Source organism: Paracholeplasma vituli, from assembly GCF_025446935.1.
In the GTDB taxonomy this organism is placed as follows: domain Bacteria; phylum Bacillota_I; class Bacilli_A; order Acholeplasmatales; family UBA5453; genus Paracholeplasma; species Paracholeplasma vituli.
Map to the genome: position 1 here is coordinate 1 of NZ_JAOEGN010000020.1, position 20,482 is coordinate 20,482.

Below are 20,482 nucleotides of genomic sequence, written 5' to 3' on the forward strand. Positions count from 1 at the left end.
TCATTGAGGTTAAAGGCGTTAAACTTTTCTTTATATAAGCCTGCATGGGTAGATTTGCCTGTACCAGAAGGGGCACTAAACAAATAGGCTTCGTCATCTTTAACGATACAAGAAGCGTGGAGTGGGACAAACCCATTTAAAATCGCGATGTCTAAGAAAATCATCGATATGAAGATGTATTCCATCTCAGCTGGTTTTTTAGTCAAAACTTCAACGATTGTGATGATTGTGGATTCGTAATTAAGCGTATGTTTGAGTTCGTACTTTATTTGACCCTCTTTATTGACAACTTGAATAGTCTGATAGGTATCATCTTGATAGAACCTTCTATAAGTGTCTTGCATAAAGGGGTTAGTTAAAGATTTGATTTCTGAAACGAGCTTTGTTTCAATCACATACTTAGGTTGGATGTCTTTTTCGTATTTTTCGATGTTATCGTTTAGGAAATCCGGATAGTGATATTTAAGTGCTAAAGGGATTCCCGCAATCAGATATGTTTTCATAGCCACCTCATAGTTATCTTTATTATAACTGTTTTACAATATTTTAAACAGTTTCTTATGAATTCCTATGATACAATCTACTTAGAGGTGTCCTATGCAAAGAACAATACATCCAATATTAAAACCGTATCGAAACCAATTCCTTAAGCCTTTAATCTTATTATCCGGCTTATCGTTTTTGTTATCTACAACCGCGATTATCTTCGCTTATTTTTCTAAACTCGCGATTGATCATTACGATGACCTTACCCTTCTTTTCATTTATGGTGGTGTTTTAGTGTTCGTGATGGCTTCACAGTTGTTGTTATCGGCATTCAATCAATACTATAAAGCCAAATCGACTTATCATTTAGAAACCACCATGAGACAGGATTTATATGAAAAATTATTAAAGTCAAAGTTAAAAACAGCTGGTAAAGAACACTCAGCCGTTTATATGAATCACTTTAAAACCGATTTAACGATGATTACAGACGGTACCTTTGATTTATTACCAAAAGTCACATTCTATGTTTTTAGATTCTTAGGTGCGTTCATTGTATTGTTTATATTGGATGCGTTATTCGCATTACTGTTTGTTGCACTGGGTATTGTGTTATTTCTCGTCTCTAGGCTATTATCCAAAAAGATTAAACAGGTTCAAAAAGCCGCACTCGCCTCAGAAGACCGCTTGTATTTGAACCTTCAAGAAGGCTTAACGCACTTAGAAGTCATTAAGGCATTTGAAGCTGAAGAAACCGAATTTGAGTCAATAAAAGCGGCTGGACTAGATTATTATCAAAAACGTTTGAACAAACAGGCTTTAGCCGCATGGACTGGCCTCGGTTTACATGGCTTCTTCGCCTTTGGTTATGTGTTCGCAATCCTCTTTGGAGCTTACCGCTTAAATCAAGGCACTTTGGTTATCGGTAGTTTAGTCGCGATCATTCAACTGGTTCAAAACATTCAGAGTCCTTTTTCTGGGTTATCTTCACTCGTTGTAAAATACAATCAATGGCAAGCCTCACTAGAACGTATTGAATCACTGCTTAACACCGAAAATGAATCATCCACTAGAATGCCGGTTTATCCATTTAAAAAGATTGAGATTAAAAACGTATCCTTTCAGTATGAACAAACCATGGTTTTAGATAAAATCTCCTTTGACATAAAACCCGGTGAAATTATCTGGTTAAAAGGGGAATCTGGTAAAGGTAAAACAACGCTGATTAAACTGTTATTAGGATTACATACCCCCACCTCGGGTTCAATCACTTTAAAACTTGATGAAGTAACCTATGAAATCAGTGAAACGACGAGACCTTACTTCTCGTATGTTCCACAAGGTCAATTCTTAATGAGTAATACCATTATCGAAAACCTTACATTAGGTAAGGACATCTCAATGGATAAAATCATCAGTGCGTGTCAAACGTCGATGATTTATCACGATATTTTAGAAACCGAAAAAGGCTTCCAAACCCCATTACGTGAACTCGGTGCGGGATTATCCTTAGGACAGTTATCCAGGTTATCGCTCGCTAGGGCATTACTAAAAGAGGCACCCATCTTATTATTAGATGAAATGACCTCGTCTTTAGATAGTGAAACTGAAAAGAAAGTCTTATTAAACCTTAAAGCATTGAAACAAAAAACCATTGTCTTTATCTCTCACCGTGACCTACGAGACATCAAACCGAATCGAACCATCGAAATCTAGAAAAACAGCACCTGTGGTGTAAGAAAAATCTTATTCACAGGTGCTTTTATTATTCTTTTTTGGTTTCGAAGAGTTCAAGGAATATTCTTACTAAGTTGGGATCAAACTGAGTTCCACTATTCTTTTTAATCTCAGCAATCGCTTCTCTATGTGTTAATGACTTACGGTAGGGTCTTTCAGATACCATCGCGTCATACGCATCCGCAATCGAAATGATTCGAGCACGAATCGGTATGTTTTGGCCGGATAGTGCTCGTGGATACCCTGTGCCATCCCATTTTTCATGGTGTGATAAAATATCATACGCAATCTCTGCGTATTCTGGTGAAGTCGATATGATTCTGTACCCAATCTCTGGATGGCGTTTGATGATTTCCCATTCTGCATCATTGAGTTTACTTGGCTTGTTGAGAATCGATTCATCAATCGCGATTTTACCGATATCGTGTAAATTCGCAATCGCCTTTAACAATTGGAGTTCTTCAGACTTCATGTGTAATTTCTTACCAATTTGAATACAAATCTCGGAGACCCGTTTCGAGTGTTTTTCTTCTCTTGGATTCTTCTCATGAAGTGTATTGAGAATGGTCTTGATCGATTCACTGCGGTGAGAGGATACTTCGAAGAGTTTGTTTTTATACATTTGTTCTTCAACAATTCTAAAGACTTCTTCGATTTTTTCATCTTTTTCTTTTGAACTGATTCCAAAAGATACGGATACTGACATCCCGTGAATAAACTTAGAGGATAGAATCCGTTTCACTTTTTCAAGTAGGTATTGGGCAGTAGTGAGTTCGGTATTTGGCAGTAAGATTACAAATTCATCACCACCAATGCGGCAGACATTGCCTTTATCTGAGAAGGTTTGTTTTAAGAGATTGGACACTTCAAGCAAGAGTTCATCACCAGCGTCATGTCCAAAGGCGTCATTCATAATTTTCAATCCATTAATGTCACATAAAATAAGCGATACCGGATTGAACTTGGGATCTTTATATTCATTCAAACGTTCTACATAAAAACGACGATTGTATAATCCGGTTAAAGCGTCATTATAGGATAAATATAAAATCGAGGATTCATATTTCTTACGATCTGTAATCTCATAGGAGAACACTGTAGCTCCGATGATATGATTATTTTCATAAATAGGTGCGTAATGTTCTTCTAAATACTTCTCTTTTTCTGTTTCGACTTTAATGGTGTCGACATGATTGAATCCATTCATCGCTTTTTGAATGTTTTGTTTAAGTCTTGATTTCATCGCGTCATTTTCAATAATGGATAAGAAATCTTCTCCTGGCGCAATGTCTAGATTATAATAGTTTTTCATTGCGAGCGCATGAAACTGATTAAATGTTAGGTATTTAAAATTTAAGTCTACAGCATAGATTTCCATATGAATGGTCGCATCCATGGAGGCTTGTAACAGTTGGGTTTGTGTTTTAAAATTCTGATTTAAGTGAATACGGACTTGTTGGTTACTGATAACAACACCCACTAGCATTACAAGGATTGGGAACAATCCTAAATATGGAATCAATAAGTCAATGATAATATTAAAACCATCTGGTAATAAAAAGAATCCAAGGAGTGTTGCAATATGGAGTAATACCCCTAAGGTATAAAATTCTAGGAATCGGTTTTTAAAATATTTAGATTGATTGGTTTTTCGCCATATATAACCAATGGCTGATGTGGATAAAATCGTTAGCACACCTGCATAGACGCCTGAACCACCGATGGATACGCGATACGTAATCCCAAACGCCATCGCGATTAAAGTTGGTACACCGCCAAAGAAATAGGCAGTGATACCATATAAAACCGATCTTGTATCAAAGATCAAGCCTGTTTCTAGTTTCCATGGATTCGCCATAATGAATAATACCGAGAATCCACTGACGAGTCCGGCGATGATTTTTTTTCTAAGTGCATTATTTTCTGGATCGAAGTTCGTAGCTGCGTATAGAAAAACGAGCACTAGCAAAATCAACCCATTATTCATCAAATTGATGACTATATCCACAACCTCTTGGTAAACCATATGGATACCCCCTAACAAATCAATAACTATGACTATCTATATTATAACGTCTTTTATGAAAAATAGGCTTGATTTAATTAAAAACGCCACGTTTGGCGTTTTAAATGTTATTCGATTGCTGCAATTTCTTTGAAAGCTTCTTCTTGTTTTAAGAAAGCTTCCACAATTATAGGGTCAAAATGTGAACCAGAAGACTCAAGGATGATTTTCTTTGATTCTTCGAAACTATATTTCGGCTTATAATAACGTTCCGTAATTAAGGCATCAAACACATCTGCTAAAGCGACAATACGTGCAGATAACGGAATAGCCTCACCGATTAAGCCTTCAGGGTAACCACTACCATCCCATTTTTCATGGTGATATCGTGCGATTTCTGAAGCCATCTTGAGGAAACCCATGAATGGGTATTTGTCCGCAACCTTGTCAATCGTATTGGCTCCAATAATCGTATGAGCTTGCATAATTTTTCGTTCTTCTTGGGTATAAATACCCGTTTTTCTTAAAATCGCATCTTCAATGCCCACTTTACCAATATCATGAAGGACAGCGCTCAAGGATAAGTGATGTATGAATTGTGACGAAATGAGTGAGCCATACTGTGGGTTTTCGTTTAGTTCAGTAGCGATGACTTTCGCATATAGACCAATGCGTTCTAGGTGCTTACCTGTTTCAACATCACGCGTTTCTGTGAGTTGTGCAAGTGCATAAATGACCGTTTGGTTTTCTTGATTTGATAATACCTTTTCACTTGCTTTAATACGATAAATAAGTTCTGTTTTGCGAATCGGCACCGACAAGAAATCATCCGCACCAACATCAAAACTACGACCTAATATGACATCTTCGTCACTGGTGGTAACAATAATATAAGTATGATCTAATTCACGACGGCGGATTTCTTCAATCAAACTATAACCATTGATGTCGGGACTATCGACATCCATGATGATAATTTTGGGGTATTCATTACTCCAAACTTCTAAGGCTTCTTGTCCATCATTCGCTGTTAGAACATGAATTTGTTCATCTTCTAAATACTGAACAAGTTGATTTCTGTTTTGCTCATTGCTTTCAGCAACCAAAACCTTCATCATATGGTTACCTCCTTTCATGAATCTTGTAATACAAATTAACGAATACTGTAGGACAATCCTATCCAATCTTTACCGTTTGCTAAAGAACCATTTTGCATGATTTCTAAGCGGTATAAACCACTTGTTGAAGTGTTGAATACAACCACCTCAACGTTGTTATGCACAGAGTTAGCAGACGCAACCAAACGATTGCTCGGATCAAATAATCTTAAATCATAATCTGTTAGTTTAATAGTAGTCGAGTTTGTGCTGTTTAAGAGCCATGACAAGGCTGCTTTTATTGTTTTTCCACTTTCAACATATAAATAGACTTGTTTGAATACACCGCTCGTACCTGATGTATTTACATAGGAGTATGTATAGTTAGGATTTTCACGTGCTTCTTTGTAGTCAAATAAGCCAGAACCTACTTCATAGTTATACCCTTCAGAACCATAATTTGGAAATCCTGAAATGTACTTTGATGAAGCTGATAGTAGCGCAATTACCTTTTCAGGAAATAATTTATACTCAGGAAACTCTTCCATAAGTAAGGCTATGGATCCAGACACAACTGGTGCAGAATAACTTGTACCCGTTACATTTGAAGTGTACCCAGGAATCTTAATTCCAGAAGGTGCAACAATATTAGGTTTTGACGGCCCTTTAAGTACAACGTATGAAGAATAATCTTCTCTGTATGTCCCAGTGAGATTAGTAGCTCCAACAGTAATCACGTTATAGCCTAATCCTGGATTTCCAACATAGCCATGTGTGGCTCCAAAATTACCTGCTGCTGCGACAATAGTCACGAAATTTGTTCTTACAACATAATCCATATAAGCGGATTGTGATGAGTATGTTCCAGTTACCGATTTAGCTGACTCACCATAACTTAAATTAATAATGTTCACGCCACGATCTAGCATCCAGTCAATTTCTTCAGAAGCGCCACCATAAAGCTCAACACTTAATAGCTTTGCACCACGTGCGATACCGGTGTTGGCACCAATAACTGATGCTACTTGGGTTGCGTGGCTTGATACATTTTCAATGAACCACCATTCATCGCGCACACTTATATTGCTACCTGCAATGTTTGTATGTTTTTTATCTACAATTCCATCTTCAAGAATACCAACTGTAACACCAGTCCCATTTACTTCTCCATTGATAACTGGATAGTAACTACCAGTTGTAAACATGGCAGTATTGATATTGGCAGCTTCTTTATCTAATGAATTTTGAATATACGCTGTTGCAACAACATCGCTTTCAACTAATTCACCAACGATATTATCTACATTTTCAACAAACACTTCTTTTTCGAATTCATATTCAATAAATGGTGAATAGGTTGAAACGTACTGTGTTTGATAGCCTTCTAATTCTAGAGCTGCTGCTAATTCTGTATTCATTGCTGTGTGATATTGCTTGGATAATCTTCTCTGTTCAGCAATGAAATAGTTAATGTTAGTTCTACGATTTATGTAATATCTTGCATCCGAGATGAGTTCATAGTCAAATTGGACTGCGACTGTGACAATCTCGTTTGCAGTTTCATCTACTTCTGCTTCAATCTCTTCAGTAGATGCAGATTGATTTAATGTAAAGCCTTCGAAAACAATCTTTTCATCAGCTTGGTTTGTCATTCTAATAATCTCATAGGATGCGACAACAGGTGTTTTAACAACGACCATTATGGTCATGAGCAAACCTAAGGTAGATAAGCCCATCATGATTAATTTCTTCATTCAATTAGTTCCCCCTATTTGAATCTTCTAATTTCGACAAACTCAACTTGATCGGATTGTGACATTTCGATGAGTTCATTGATTTCTTGTACTGTAACTTCGTCATCACCTAAATAAATCGTGATGTTTGAACTATAGCTTGCAAATTCCACAACTCCAAACTTATTTAGATCAAATTCATCTATGAAGTCTTGATTCAAGTTCGTGAAATATTGTTTTGAAATTGATCTCATTTCCTTAATTAATTCATCAATTTCTTGAGCTGTCATACCAGGTTCAACCAAGGATTTATAGTCATCTGAAACATATTCAGATTTCAATACAATGTATATGACTAAACCATCTTTATAATCATCCAATGTTTCTAACATCTCATCGGTTGAATAAGAGGTTTGTTTGTCTATTTTATAGAGCACCTTTGAATTCTTATTGGATGAACATCCACTTAGCAAAGCAAACAGTGCTAAAAGCGTAAATAGGTAGTATTTTTTCATTCGATTTTAACCTAGAAGCCATTCAAAATATGCAGAATAGTCTCGACTGATGGATTTAGAAAAGCTTTCTCCAGTTGAATGTTCTACACTATAGTTCATGGATACATTACTTATATCGTCCACATTTAATAAACCAACATCAGTGTTATCTGTTAATTCAATCGTATTAGAATTAACGGTGATAAATAGATTCGAATATAGAACATTAAACTCTGACTTGAAGATTAATATATTCATGCCATCCTTAATTCCGATATAAATACTTACTTTTGTATTTTTATCGATAATAATCGTTTCTATAGATTCTCTTATGTAAATATCTGCGGTGTCAGAGAGTTTGTTCTCCATGTAATCTACATGTTCAGGTCCGGATAAATAATTAGTGTTTAATCCGAATTGTAACCCGATAATTCCTGTAATTAACATCATTAACACTAAAATCATGGAATATGCTGGAATGAGTTTTCTTTTAATTACGATTACATCATCCGATGATTTCTGGTCAGGTATTAAATCGAGTTTGTCTTTGAGTTCATCAAATCGATTTTCAAATTGCATGTCCTTTTCATACTTTTGGACTAGAGTTTTAATTTTCTTATTCATGTAAATCCTCCTCACGAAGTTCCTTCTTTAACTTCTTAATTGCTCTGGCATACTTATTTGTGGCTACTGCTGTGGTTATCTCTAACATGGCTGCAATTTCGTGAAATTTCAATCCATGGAAGATTCTTAAAATGACGATTTCATATTCGTCTTTAGTTACAATCGCTTCAATCTTTTTGTAAAGCAGATTGTGGTTCACATCTTGATGGGTATCGATGTAATTCTCAACCGCATCTTCATTGATGGTGATATCTAATTGTTTTTGTTCTTTTCTGAGGTAATCTAAAGTGGTGTTTTTCGCAATTTGAATAAGCCAAAATTTGAAGTTGGTATCGATGGTGTACGTATTGATCCGTTCATACATTTTCATGAACGTCTCTTGTACTAAGTCGTTCGCAACCTCATGATTCTTAACCATTTTGTATATAACATGCTTCAATAGCTTGAAGTAATTGTCATAAACCTTTCTAAAAGCAGACTCGCTCCTCTTACGGATTCCCTCAACTAGTCTGTTCGTTTCCATTAATCGTCCCCCTATTAATGGACAAAAATATCTTCTCATCTAATAAAACGAAAAAAATCGTGATTTTGTCCACTTTTCTTAAAAATATTTTTCTTTTTTAGTATAAACGCGTTTTTCCACCGAATCGAGACGGAAAAATCGCGTCATACGTTGATTATAACACCCAAAATTATGAATTTTGTTAGTTTTTATTTATTGTTCGAAAATGATAGATAAGAAAAAACCTCCATTATGGAGGCTTATTTGAACCAATTCATCCGTTTAAACAAATAAAGCATACCTAAGGCTAAGATGATGCAACTGAAGACAAATATCAATACAGCATATTCGTATTCAAGTACATCAAAGTGCACAAAATTCATCCCGAAGAAACCTGTTAAAAAAGATAACGGTATGAATATCGCAGAGAATAATGTGAGTGTCTTCATGATTTCATTCATCTTATTGGACTGGTTGTTGATGTGTAAATCGAGTAAGTGACGCATCAACTCACGTGCTTCATTTAAGCGATCATCCAATCGTGATAAGTGGTCTTTTAAGTCATCGAAATAAGGACTTTGTTCATTTTGAATATAGCCTTTTTGACTGCTCACAATCGAATCGAGTTGAGTTAAAATCGGTGTGACATTACTCTTTAGTTTCAAGAGTGTCTTACGCATTTGATAGAACGCTTCTTGGTCAACCGATTTATATTCAAGAATTTCTTCTTCGATTTTTTCGGTTTCAATTTGTGTATGTTCCATCAAGTCGATATGACGGTCTGTGATAATATCAAGAATCTGATAGAATAGAAAGTCACTTCCCCGTTCTCTTAGTTCATTATAGCTTTCAAATAGAGGGTATAGAGCTTCTAAACAATCTGGTTCTTTCTCATGAAAGGTAATGATGGTGTCTTTAAAAAATAGCAGGCTCATATAGTCTTCGCGTATACTGTCTTTAAAATAATTAACATGAAAAACGGCGAAAATATAATCTTTTCGCTCTTCAATTTTATTTCTTTGGCTCACGTTAAAAACGTCTTCTAAGATGAAAGGTTCGACAGGGTAAACATCCTTTAATTTCATGATCGCATCAACATCAGATAAGCCAATGACTTGGATGTAGTGTTTCAAATCTGGTTTCTTATCAAAATCCCGTGTAATAATCAAATCTGTTTTGTTGTATTGATAGTGCTTAATTGTCGTCTTGATATTGGTGTGTTCGCCAGTATACACCATCGATTTTGGTGTAAAATAGTCTTTAAATTTCATAATGTCACCTTCTTAATTTAAGTATACCTTGTTTAACAATGGGATACAAAGGAATTATTTGCATCAGTTAGGCCTTTACATGATAAAATAAACGTAAAGAAGGGGTGATTGAATGACTCGACTACTCCACCTCATGGCCAAAAGTTTAGGTCACAACATAAAAACCCTCATCTATTTTGAAGTTATCTACCGCTTGTTCGGGGTTCTTTTACTTTACCCGACTGTCACAAGACTGTTTGATTTGTCGATTAAATACAGTCAATTCGTCTATATCACAAATAAAGATTTTATCCCTTACTTAACCTCACCCTTAACCTTAAGTATTGTCTTTTTGATATCGATACTATTAATCCTTTATTTCTTGGTTGAAATCTTATGTTTACAGGCACTATATCGCTATGGAATTCACGATGTTTCATTATCATTAAAACAACTTTGGCGAGTCGGGATTGAAGAAGTTAAATCGGTTGTTAAAGGGCGTGCACTTTTTCTAATTCTTCCAATGATTGGTTTCATCTATATCATTGGTTTCATATCAGTTTATGGCTTTATTTCAACCATAAAACTCCCATTAATTATCAATGAACTCAGAGCTGATGAGCTGATTAACAGAATTTTTATGATTACGACTATAATCATCTTCGTCATTTTCATCAATACCATGTTATTCTTACCCATCTATGGATTAGAACCCAGTAAGCTTATCTTAACCCTAAAAGAAAACCAAAAGATTTTAAAACATCGACGTATACGTACCATGTTGGAATTCTTTTTAATGAACCTCACGATGAATATGGTTATCTATGGGATATACTTCATGATTCTCTTATTCATCGGTTGGTTGATTCAAATTACCCGTGGTGAAGGGTACGTTATTCCGACCCTATTTACTTTAATCTACGCTGTATACGCTCTTATAGGTTTCTTATCTACGCTATTTTATATCCCGATAAATATCGCTTATATGAACGCGATTGTCTACCAAAGAGATGAAAGCGTAGTTACACCTAAAGTCTTGAACCTAGATATATTAAAACCCAATCCGAAGATTAGGCGGTGGGGAACGAAATTGTCGATTGTTACTCTATTAGTATTAGTCATTTTAAATATCAGTACGGTCTATCAAATCGTTGGTGCCGATCGACAACCGATTGAACTCTTTAACCGACCTTCTGTCATCGCCCATCGTGGGGCTTCGATTTACGCCCCAGAAAACACATTAATCGCGATGGAAACTGCCATCGCACAAGGTGCTGACGCTGTTGAAATCGATGTTAGAATGTCATCGGATGGTGTGCTATTCTTATTCCACGATACCGTTGTGAACCGTACGACTAACTTGTCCAATGGGGCTTACATAGAAAGTTTAACCTTTGAACAAATCCAAACTTTGGATGCAGGAACATGGTACCACCCAGCCTTTTCGGGGGTTAAGATTCCTTCTTTGGTAGAGGTACTGGAATTGATTAAAGGTAAGGTGGATTTATACTTAGAAATCAAAGGTAGAACACCGGGTATTGAAGCGAAAGTGGTTGAACTACTAATCGAGTACGAGATGATTGATTCTACAACCCTCATGTCTTTCAGTAGAGACCAACTTAGAGTAATTAAAAGTTTGAACCCCGATTTGGAAACCATGATGTTAATACCTGTATTCTTTGGTTCACTCTCAGAAGTACTCGATCTCGATTATGTCGACAGTTACGGTCTCCGTTTTGACATGATTAAGGCGAACCCTGAATACATTCAAATGATCCATATTCGTGAAAAACGGGCTTATGGTTGGACCATAAACCGCCGTGCGGATATTCAAATGGCTGTGTCTTATGACGTAGATGGGATTATTACCGATGATCCACTTCTCGCTATTGAACTAGCCTATGAAAAAATCACACCTACTCTATTTCAGGATTTGATTCGACAACTCTTTACAACACGATAAAAAATGGCTATTCATTTAGCCATTTTTTTAATTCTTAAACGATATAGTTTGATGAGTTTATATGAGAAATCGATGATGAAACAAGTAGCGAATAATACACTCATTACGACCAAAATCCAAAATTGTTCGGACTGACCTGAAGTTTCATTTAAACCGAAACTTGCGTTAGTTGAATAAGTTATTTTCACACCATATAGCGCAAGCAATGAAAATATCAACTCAAAAGCTAATCGAAATTTTGCCTTCCATGTGAAAATAATACGGGGGGTAAATGTGAGCTCTCTTTTAATGTCATCTAGCATTTGTGGGACAATAAATGCTTGATCGAAATCAGCTTGATAACGTTTTATGAAATTGTTTTGTTTTTTCATATTGTGTTACCTCCCATTTCTATTCTGAGCTTTTCAAGCATACCATAATAGATCTTCGTAACGACACTCAGTGTCATCCCAGTGGTATCTGCGATTTCTTTAAATGTAAGATTGAAGACAATTTTGTAATCGAGGATTTGTTTTTCTAATGGGGAAAGTGATTGAAAAGATATGACGCCGGGGGCGGCTTGATAGCTAGGATCGGGGAATTCTGCTAATGTTTTTTCACTGTTGATATCATACTGGTTTAGTCTATTCCTACGAAAATGATCAAAAACGATGTTTTTCGTTAAGGTGACAAACCAAGGATGAAAGTTTCTAGGTTCCTCGTTACTTCTGACTGCATTATACATTTTAATGAAAGCATCCTGAGTGAGATCTTTAGCTACTTCACTGTTTTTTACGTATTGAATAACAATGTAGTAGATGAGTTTGTGGTAATGCTCGTAGATGGTATTGAAGGCTTCTTCACTGCCATGCTTCATATCCCGTATAAGTTTACTGGAAATGTGCACATTTGGTTCCCCCTATCATATAGACGTTAAAAAAGTTGTTTTTTTGCGGAAAAATGTATTTTTCTTGAATAGTTCTGCCTGAATTACTAAAAAATCGAACTTTGACATTCTCATTATAACAAATATTGTTAATTGTACATATTAATAACGTTATCATTTAATCTATAAACTGAGATTAAATTGTATTCTCAAACACAAAGGTTCTGGGTTCGTAAGCGAATAGGATGGATTATTTATTCTAATTTTTTGTAGTCAAAAAAGTGCCTCATTTTTTGAATCCATTTCGTGCCATTTAAACCGTTACAAACTTGTAAAAAGGCATTTCTATATTTGTTCACATTATGACTTTTTTTAAGTTTAAAATATAGCTATTTTTTGTGGTATTTTTAACCTCGAAAATCCCTTGTTTTTCCCCATAAAATATTGACATTTTCATCTGAAAGCCCTAAAATCAAATAATCAAGCATAATAGCGTAATAAAGCGATTTTGAGGGTTGCAAAAAATGAATGTAAGCACTATCAAAAAAAAACTATTTTTTTTTCGTTTAAAATGCTTGAAATCCTGAAAAATAAGTATATAATAATCATCAGTAAAAAAATATTAATGTACCTAGGAGCCCGAAGTTGGAAAAGAAACCTTTAATTCAATTAGTTAATCTTGTTAAAACCTATGACGGTGAAAATGTTGTAAATGGAATCAATTTGACCATTTATGAAAATGAGTTTGTCACCCTATTAGGTCCATCCGGTTGTGGGAAGACCACAACGCTTAGAATGTTGGGTGGATTCGTCACACCAGACAGCGGTGTCATTGCCATTGAAGGCAAAGACTTCGCTGAAATCCCTGCGTTTGCGAGACCGATCAACACCGTATTTCAGCGCTATGCGTTATTCCCACATTTGAATGTCATCAATAACGTTGCGTTTGGTTTACACCATAGATCGCTATCGTATTTAACCACATTCTACAAACGTCGTCTTGAAACCATCAGTCCAGATGGATCGCTCTTAAAAGACACCCGTCAATTAAGAAAGACGATTGCTGACTTCATTATTAAGGATGCAAAAGAAATGTTGGCGTTGGTAAAACTATCCGGGTACGATACCCGTAAGATTGACCAGCTTTCTGGTGGACAACAACAACGTGTCGCTTTAGCTCGTGCTTTAATCAACCGTCCAAAAATTCTATTACTCGATGAGCCTCTAGCCGCTTTAGACTTGAAGTTACGTCAAAACATGCAATATGAATTAAAGGAAATGCAACGTAACTTAGGGATTACCTTCATCTTCGTCACGCATGACCAAGAAGAAGCGATGACAATGTCTGATCGTATTGTCGTTATGCGTAATGGTAATATTGAACAACTCGGAACGCCAAAATCCATCTATAATGAACCAGTTAATCGCTATGTTGCACACTTTATCGGTGAAACCAACATATTCGATGGTGAAATAACTGGTAAACAAGAAGTTACTTTCTTAGGTTCTAAGTTCAAATACATTGGTTATGAAAACTTCCCAATTGGTTCAAAAGTCGATGTGGTCATCCGTCCAGAAGACTTTGACGTTGTCCCAGCTGAGAAAGCATCCATCGAAGGTCAAGTCACCTTCAGTCTATTCAGAGGGGTTCACAACGAACACGTTGTGCGTGCTCATGATCATGACATTATGGTTAATGATTACGAACACTTTGAAGTGGGTTCCAAGATTGGTCTTAAAGTGGACCCTTATGAAATCCATTTAATGGGTAAGGAAAATGAATAAGACGTATACCAAGTTAGCCAATCCATATCGCATATGGTTGTATATCCTGGTGTTCATACCCATGATTGGGTTAGTTGCTTTAGGATTTACAAATCTAACCTCCAGCATTAGTTTTTCAAATATTGGTTTTACCTTAGAAAACTTTGACTTGTTCGGTGAAAAATCGATTATTGTCGGTTTTCGAAACAGTCTAACCTACGCAACCATCACAACGGTTGTATCGATGTTATTCGGATACTTAACTGCGTATTTGGTCTACCGCTCTAATTTTGCTAACAAGTTTATCATTATGACGTTGGTCATTTTACCGATGTGGAGTAACTTAATTCTCCGTATCGATGCTTTATCCAATATCATGTCAGAAAATAATATTCTAACTTCACTTATTGGTTTCAGTCCATTCTCAAGTATGGCTGGTAAACCCATCGCAGTCGTAATCGGGATGGTATTTACGTATGTACCATTCATGATTTTACCGATCTACACTGCTTTAGAAAAAATTGACAACTCGCTCATTGAAGCCTCTGCTGATTTGGGTAAAACACCTTTCCAAACATTCTTATACGTTGTGCTTCCCCTTTCTATTAAAGGGGTCGTTACGGGTTCCATCATGGTATTCTTACCAACCTTCTCAGGTTTCGCGATTCCTAAGATTTTATCTAAAGGCCAAATCGTGTTTATCGGTAATATTATTGAAACCAAATTCAACTACACCATCTTCAATGATGGTGCATTATTAGCCTCTACCATATTATTGATTATCTTCGGTGCGATCTTATTGCTTAGAAGATTTGACAAAGAAGGAGAAACCTTACTATGACAAATTTCCCAAAAGCACGCATTGAAGATTATGGCTTTAAAAACCGTGAATGGTTAGCTCCATTCTTAAAATGGTTTGGTATCATCTTCTTCGTCTTAATGATGTTGATGTTATATCTACCTATCATCATTATTGCGATTCAATCGGTCAACAGTTCTGTGGTGACCACCAGATTTTCAACCTTCACGCTCAAATGGTATGCAAACATATTTAATGAACGCGAGCTCTTGAGTGCGATCAAGAATACCTTATTGGTTTCCTTCATCGCGACTACCCTCGCAACCATTTTGGGAACATTCTTTGCGATTGGAATCTTCCACTTGCCAAAAAACAAACGCAGTGGTTTGATGTTTTTAAATAACGTGCCGATTTTGAATGCCGATATCGTCACCGGGTTTTCTTTGATGATCATGTTTAGATTTGTCATGGTCCTCATCAATATGATTGCGCAACTGTTTAATCCAGATGCGTCTATTAGTATCTTTGGTTTACCGACCCTCGTTTTAGCCCACCTCTTCTTCACATTACCGTATGTGGTATTGAGTGTAGTGCCTAAACTTAAAGAGTTGGATGCGAACTTGGTAGACGCCGCTGCTGACCTCGGTTTAAAACCGATGAAAGCATTGGTCTATGTCGTAGTACCTGCCATTAAAGCAGGGATTTTCAGTGGTATGTTGTTAGCACTTACGATGAGTATCGACGACTTCGTCATCAGTTTCTTCAATACCGGTGCTGGTTTTGACAACCTCTCCATTTGGATTTATGGGGTGTTGGGTAGACGTAATCTATCCCCATCTGTCTATGCATTCTCCACCTTATTGACTTTAGTCATTATGGTCGGACTGATTGGTTCTCAATTTATCCATAAGAAAGGAAAAGCAAAGTAATGAAAAAAATAATGGTTTTGGCTTTAATGGGGATTGTCTCACTTGCGTTAGTCGCTTGTGATAACCGCCCTACCCTACGTATCTTAAACTGGGGTGAATACATCAACGATGAGGTTGTTGCACAGTTTGAAGAAGAATTCGGATACCGTGTTATCGTCGACGTAACAGATTCGAATGAATCCTTCTACTCTAAGATTAAGAGTGGCACAACTGCTTATGACATCGTCATTCCTTCCGATTATATGATCGAGAAGATGCAAGAAGAAAACATGTTAATCGAACTCGATTACAATTTACTTCCTAACCGTTCATCCGTAACTTACATGTCCGCTGTCGATCAAATCTTTGATTCGATGACTGCGACTACCCTAGAAAGAACATCTAAAACTGTTGATTATACAGAATACGCTGTTCCTTATTTCTGGGGTACATTCGGTATTATTTACAATAACCGTGTTGCAGGATTAAAAACTGCTTTAGAAACACACGGTTGGGGTGCTTACTTCGACCCATCCAAAGCCCCTGCAGGCGTAAAACGTGGTATGTATGACGTTCCACAATTCGCTTACGCAGGTGCGATGTTATATTTAGGTGAAAACGTGAACACGTTTTCAACCGAATTATTAGCACAAGCTCAAGCAGCCATCGACCAAGCAAACTTCGTTGAATGGGGCGATGACTCCTTAAAACGCAACGTTGAGGCTGGTAACTTAGATATGGCTCTTGTTTACACAGGGGATTATCTAGACCGTTTATACATCCAATTAGAAGAAGGTAAAACCTTAGCTCAAGTTCAAGCTCAATTCAACATTTATATCCCTGAAACGACTTTCGTATTCTCAGATATGATGGTGATTCCGAACACGTCTAAACACGTTGACCGTGCCCATGAATTCATCAACTTCATGTTGAAACCTGAAATGGTTGCGTTAAACGCTGAAGTGGTTGGTTATGCAGCTGGTTTAGTCGAAGCTTATGACTTAATTATTGCGAACTTATCTTCAACCGATGCATGGTACCGTAACTGGGCTTTAGCAAACCAAACTTATTACGATAAGGATGCCGTTTTAACCGTTGCACCACTAACCGCTTTAAAACCAGCAGATATCGATAGAATCAACACGATGATCGATAACGTTAGAAGCTAATTTAAGACAAAAATAAAAATGCTTAGACTGTCAAAGTCCAAGCATTTTTTTTATCAAAATAAGGATATTAAATAGGCAACACCTAAAGCAACCAGTGGAATCGCAACCACAACCCCTAATAAGATAAGTAGAATCTTGTTTCGAGATTTACGGGCTTCTTCTTTCTTCGCTTGTGCCTCTTTTAGTTTCTTTTGATTTTCAGTATTTACCAATTGAGTTTGGATATCATCTAATCGTTTAAGGAATTCACCCTTCTTCTTGATTTCAGCTTTAATGAGCGGGTGGACACCTTTCCAATAAGTACCAAATTCTCTTAGTTTCTTTAAAGGTTGATCATCAAATAAAACTGCGTTTTCGGTAAAACGAATCTTATCACTTGAATCTAAATAGACCGCATCCGGGAATAATCTGTTTATTTGGAATAGAACTTCTTTTACCATCTTAGCCACGAGTTCAGTGGATGCAGTCTCATTCATAAACGATTTCGCGGATTCGTGTTCGACTTTACATACTGGACAGACCGTGTTGGTTATAGGATTCACATTTCCACACGGGCAGGCATAGAAATGTTCATTGGATGTGTAATAGTTTTTAAGTGGGACCCCACGCGCAGTAACACCCCACCCATACTTCATGACTTCTAGATCAGATTCCAAGATTTCTTTCTTTGAAAACTCCATCGATAAGAATTCATAAGTGGTAGCACTCCATTTGGATCCATCCATAAAGATAACTTGGTCAATCTTAAACTCAATGGTTGCAGTGGATAGTAAGCAGTCCATAAAAAGTTTTTCACCACTCACTGAACCTGGTGTATGGTTATCAATTTCAATCAAACTATAATTGAGTTCACCTAAGGATTCACCGAATGGGTCATATTGGCTGAATCGTCCTTTGATAGCCACCACATTTTGATTGGATAGGTTTCTGAATCCGAAGCTGATTTTTTTACTGACTACAACATTTTGACTATCCATATCTTTATAGATAAAATAGCCAGCTAATTGTACGGGTGAGTCTTTTTGAAAAACCTCATACTTCGTAAATTTTGTTTTGGATAGTGGAATGGTTTTGGTAGGGATTTGATTAAGTATCGCCATAATAATCTCCTTCTATGTATTTTAACACTTTCATTATAACACCGTTAGTATTGAAATACCATGATATTATTAACTATTATTAAAGTGAAAAAAATCAGCATTATCTGCTGATTTTTCATACTAATTTTGTTAATAAAAATGATGTTAAAACCGCTTGGATGTGCCGTATTCCACTAAAGTATAGAGCCTGTACCAATCGCAATAAGAGTCCGTTATAAACCTAACGCAGGTTTGATGACTTTAAGGATTGCGTCCTTAATGATTTCATGACCTAAGTCAGAAGGATGTACACCATCGCCTGCCATAGCTTCCATACTGTAGCGATCTAGGTGTTGATTTAAAATCGATTGTAATGGTAAATATAGGGTGTTGAATTGTGTAGCTAGTTTTTTTACAATCTTTTGTTCTTCTAAAAGCTCCACATCCCAGCTCTTTTGATACACACCAATTGGGAAAACAAAAGGTTCAATCAATAAGATTTTGGTGTTTGGTAATAAATACTGTGTTTGCTTAATCAGATTTTCATAGAAGTCTTCATACATTCTAGGGGTTAATACTTTTTGGTCATAGTGGTAATGCCAAACTTCATTAATACCGATAAAAATCGATAAGAAATCTGGTTTTAAATCTAATGTGTCCTTCTGCCAACGTTGCATTAAATCTATGGTTCTATTCCCTGAAATGCCTCTATTTAATACTTCATGGTTGGGTAAAGCTTCTTGGATTTTGCGGACATAGCCATGGCCTAAATCCATTCCATTTTCGCGATTGCGGTTGCAATCCGTAATTGAATCGCCTTGAAATAATAGTCTCATTTGTTATCTACCTCGTGTATTAGTGTATCATGTTTTTTGACAAATGAAAAGGCTAAAGGGAGGGAGGCCTTTAGCCTATGAGAAGGTATTTTTGGTACTGCTTATTTTTGATTCACTTGGTGATAATTTTTTCGAAATGGTGAGTCCGGTTGAGCATCTTTTTCAACAATTCTTAAGAACGTTGCGAGCGGATGACGATTACCTGGGTGGATATCAAATACCACTTGGTCATTCATCGCGTGAGCAACAATGTCTTCTAATAGTTCAGCCGTTACGTCTTCGATTTCGATGAAATCACCATCGATAAAAATATTGTCTTGATCTACTTTAATAAGTCTCATATTCATACCCCCGTATGCTTTTCTACCTAATAAAACGAAAAAAAAACGGATTTTGTCCGCTTTTTTGAAAAATATTTTTATTTGTTTTTAAAACGTGCACTATAGAAAGGAATATAGGGCAAAAATAACACTAATAAGAGGGGGAATAAGACCATCGTTGAAAGTGGAATGAAGATTTCATTCAAGATGTTAGACCCTTTAACATGTTTAAAGCTCAATGAACGTTTCAAGTAACCCAGCGCTAATCCCATGCTGTTGGTCATAGTGATCATTTCGCTAACCCCTAAAACAGCTCTCGCTTTACGTATGTTGTAAGTGTCTACTAATTTTTGATAGAAAGCAGGATCGATGGTTTCTTTGTTGAAGGCATAATCCTTTGCGAATAAAACCCCTAAGGCTTCTTCTTTGGGTACACCTACAAGTTCACCAGCTAACAATTCTTGAATATCGTCTTGTGTTAACCCCGCTTTCAAAGCGAGTTTGGTATGGACGAATGAGCAAATCGTGCACCCATTAACTTCAGTGACTGCGAGCATAATGCGCTCTTTAAACTTAAAATTCATACCATTCTTTTTCTTGAAAAGTCTTAAATATAAAAATGAACGTGCTGCACGGACGATGATTGGCAGGTGTTCGAAAAATCCAAATTTGCGTTTATCTTCAAAGCTCATATTAAATTCTCCTGTGAACTACCCACCACTTAAATAGAAGTGAGGGCTTCCTATCCAAACCAGTGTACCCACCAGTGACTCAATAGGCTATCCCCGTAGTCCCTACGGTTCTTAGTTCTTTTATATCTCTAAAGCTAATTTGTACTGTCTTAATCCTTC

The 20,482-nt window shown here is 36.5% G+C and carries 19 protein-coding genes and 1 pseudogene; 6 read left to right on the forward strand and 14 right to left on the reverse strand.

Annotation, left to right across the window (positions count from 1 at the left end; all coding sequences use genetic code 11):
• Window positions 1–503, reverse strand: a pseudogene (locus N7603_RS08260) (hypothetical protein); the annotation flags it as partial.
• Window positions 504–597: 94 nt separating this feature from the next.
• On the opposite strand from N7603_RS08260, the gene N7603_RS08265 reads away from it, so the two are divergent.
• Window positions 598–2,202 (forward strand): ABC transporter ATP-binding protein, encoded by a 1,605-nt coding sequence (locus N7603_RS08265; protein WP_262096964.1) that lies wholly within the window; start codon window positions 598–600, stop codon window positions 2,200–2,202.
• Between the two features lie 49 nt (window positions 2,203–2,251).
• Here N7603_RS08265 and N7603_RS08270 read toward each other — a convergent pair whose 3' ends face one another.
• The 7 genes from N7603_RS08270 to N7603_RS08300 form a co-directional block, all read right to left on the reverse strand.
• Window positions 2,252–4,249 carry an HD domain-containing phosphohydrolase gene (locus N7603_RS08270; protein WP_262096965.1) on the reverse strand — a complete coding sequence of 666 codons (1,998 nt, stop codon included), beginning with the start codon at window positions 4,247–4,249 and terminating at the stop codon, window positions 2,252–2,254.
• A 107-nt stretch (window positions 4,250–4,356) separates the two neighbouring features.
• Entirely contained in the window at window positions 4,357–5,346 is a 990-nt protein-coding gene (locus N7603_RS08275) for an HD-GYP domain-containing protein (RefSeq protein ID WP_262096966.1), read from the reverse strand.
• Window positions 5,347–5,381: 35 nt separating this feature from the next.
• On the reverse strand, window positions 5,382–7,079 hold the full coding sequence (locus N7603_RS08280; protein ID WP_262096967.1) for a S8 family peptidase: 1,698 nt from the start codon (window positions 7,077–7,079) through the stop codon (window positions 5,382–5,384).
• Between the two features lie 14 nt (window positions 7,080–7,093).
• Window positions 7,094–7,573, reverse strand: coding sequence for a hypothetical protein (locus tag N7603_RS08285; protein ID WP_262096968.1), 480 nt, complete (start codon window positions 7,571–7,573; stop codon window positions 7,094–7,096).
• A 6-nt stretch (window positions 7,574–7,579) separates the two neighbouring features.
• A complete protein-coding gene (locus N7603_RS08290) occupies window positions 7,580–8,176 on the reverse strand; it encodes a hypothetical protein (protein ID WP_262096969.1) in 597 nt (198 codons plus the stop codon).
• Complete coding sequence (locus tag N7603_RS08295; protein WP_262096970.1) at window positions 8,169–8,699, reverse strand: RNA polymerase sigma factor; 531 nt, start codon at window positions 8,697–8,699, stop codon at window positions 8,169–8,171. Before N7603_RS08295 ends, N7603_RS08290 begins: the two co-directional genes overlap by 8 nt.
• A 239-nt stretch (window positions 8,700–8,938) precedes the next feature.
• Window positions 8,939–9,949 carry a CorA family divalent cation transporter gene (locus N7603_RS08300; protein WP_262096971.1) on the reverse strand — a complete coding sequence of 337 codons (1,011 nt, stop codon included), beginning with the start codon at window positions 9,947–9,949 and terminating at the stop codon, window positions 8,939–8,941.
• Window positions 9,950–10,061: 112 nt separating this feature from the next.
• On the opposite strand from N7603_RS08300, the gene N7603_RS08305 reads away from it, so the two are divergent.
• Window positions 10,062–11,891: a glycerophosphodiester phosphodiesterase family protein gene (locus N7603_RS08305; RefSeq protein WP_262096972.1), complete on the forward strand. Its 1,830-nt coding sequence runs from the start codon at window positions 10,062–10,064 to the stop codon at window positions 11,889–11,891.
• A gap of 11 nt (window positions 11,892–11,902) precedes the next feature.
• On the opposite strand, the gene N7603_RS08310 is transcribed toward N7603_RS08305, so the two are convergent.
• Both N7603_RS08310 and N7603_RS08315 read right to left on the reverse strand, forming a co-directional pair.
• A complete protein-coding gene (locus N7603_RS08310; RefSeq protein WP_262096973.1) occupies window positions 11,903–12,262 on the reverse strand; it encodes a hypothetical protein in 360 nt (119 codons plus the stop codon).
• Complete coding sequence (locus tag N7603_RS08315; protein WP_262096974.1) at window positions 12,259–12,777, reverse strand: RNA polymerase sigma factor; 519 nt, start codon at window positions 12,775–12,777, stop codon at window positions 12,259–12,261. The genes N7603_RS08310 and N7603_RS08315 overlap by 4 nt, the downstream gene beginning before the upstream one ends.
• 624 nt (window positions 12,778–13,401) lie before the next feature.
• Between N7603_RS08315 and N7603_RS08320 the strand changes: the two genes are divergently transcribed.
• From N7603_RS08320 to N7603_RS08335, 4 genes are read left to right on the forward strand one after another with little or no spacing between them, the layout of a single operon-like run.
• Window positions 13,402–14,541: an ABC transporter ATP-binding protein gene (locus N7603_RS08320; protein ID WP_262096975.1), complete on the forward strand. Its 1,140-nt coding sequence runs from the start codon at window positions 13,402–13,404 to the stop codon at window positions 14,539–14,541.
• A complete protein-coding gene (locus tag N7603_RS08325) occupies window positions 14,534–15,361 on the forward strand; it encodes an ABC transporter permease (protein ID WP_262096976.1) in 828 nt (275 codons plus the stop codon). The genes N7603_RS08320 and N7603_RS08325 overlap by 8 nt, the downstream gene beginning before the upstream one ends.
• Window positions 15,358–16,248: an ABC transporter permease gene (locus tag N7603_RS08330; protein WP_262096977.1), complete on the forward strand. Its 891-nt coding sequence runs from the start codon at window positions 15,358–15,360 to the stop codon at window positions 16,246–16,248. Before N7603_RS08325 ends, N7603_RS08330 begins: the two co-directional genes overlap by 4 nt.
• The gene (locus N7603_RS08335; protein ID WP_262096978.1) at window positions 16,248–17,396 is read left to right on the forward strand and encodes an extracellular solute-binding protein; all 1,149 of its coding nucleotides are present in this window, start codon (window positions 16,248–16,250) and stop codon (window positions 17,394–17,396) included. Before N7603_RS08330 ends, N7603_RS08335 begins: the two co-directional genes overlap by 1 nt.
• A 53-nt stretch (window positions 17,397–17,449) precedes the next feature.
• On the opposite strand, the gene N7603_RS08340 is transcribed toward N7603_RS08335, so the two are convergent.
• From N7603_RS08340 to N7603_RS08355, 4 genes are all read right to left on the reverse strand, one after another.
• Window positions 17,450–18,496, reverse strand: a complete 1,047-nt coding sequence (locus N7603_RS08340) for a hypothetical protein (protein ID WP_262096979.1) — start codon at window positions 18,494–18,496, stop codon at window positions 17,450–17,452.
• A 212-nt stretch (window positions 18,497–18,708) separates the two neighbouring features.
• Complete coding sequence (locus tag N7603_RS08345; RefSeq protein ID WP_262096980.1) at window positions 18,709–19,311, reverse strand: SGNH/GDSL hydrolase family protein; 603 nt, start codon at window positions 19,309–19,311, stop codon at window positions 18,709–18,711.
• A 101-nt stretch (window positions 19,312–19,412) separates the two neighbouring features.
• Window positions 19,413–19,652, reverse strand: coding sequence for a hypothetical protein (locus N7603_RS08350; RefSeq protein ID WP_262096981.1), 240 nt, complete (start codon window positions 19,650–19,652; stop codon window positions 19,413–19,415).
• Window positions 19,653–19,729: 77 nt separating this feature from the next.
• The gene (locus N7603_RS08355; RefSeq protein WP_262096982.1) at window positions 19,730–20,323 is read right to left on the reverse strand and encodes a carboxymuconolactone decarboxylase family protein; all 594 of its coding nucleotides are present in this window, start codon (window positions 20,321–20,323) and stop codon (window positions 19,730–19,732) included.
• Between the last annotated feature and the right edge of the window lie 159 nt (window positions 20,324–20,482).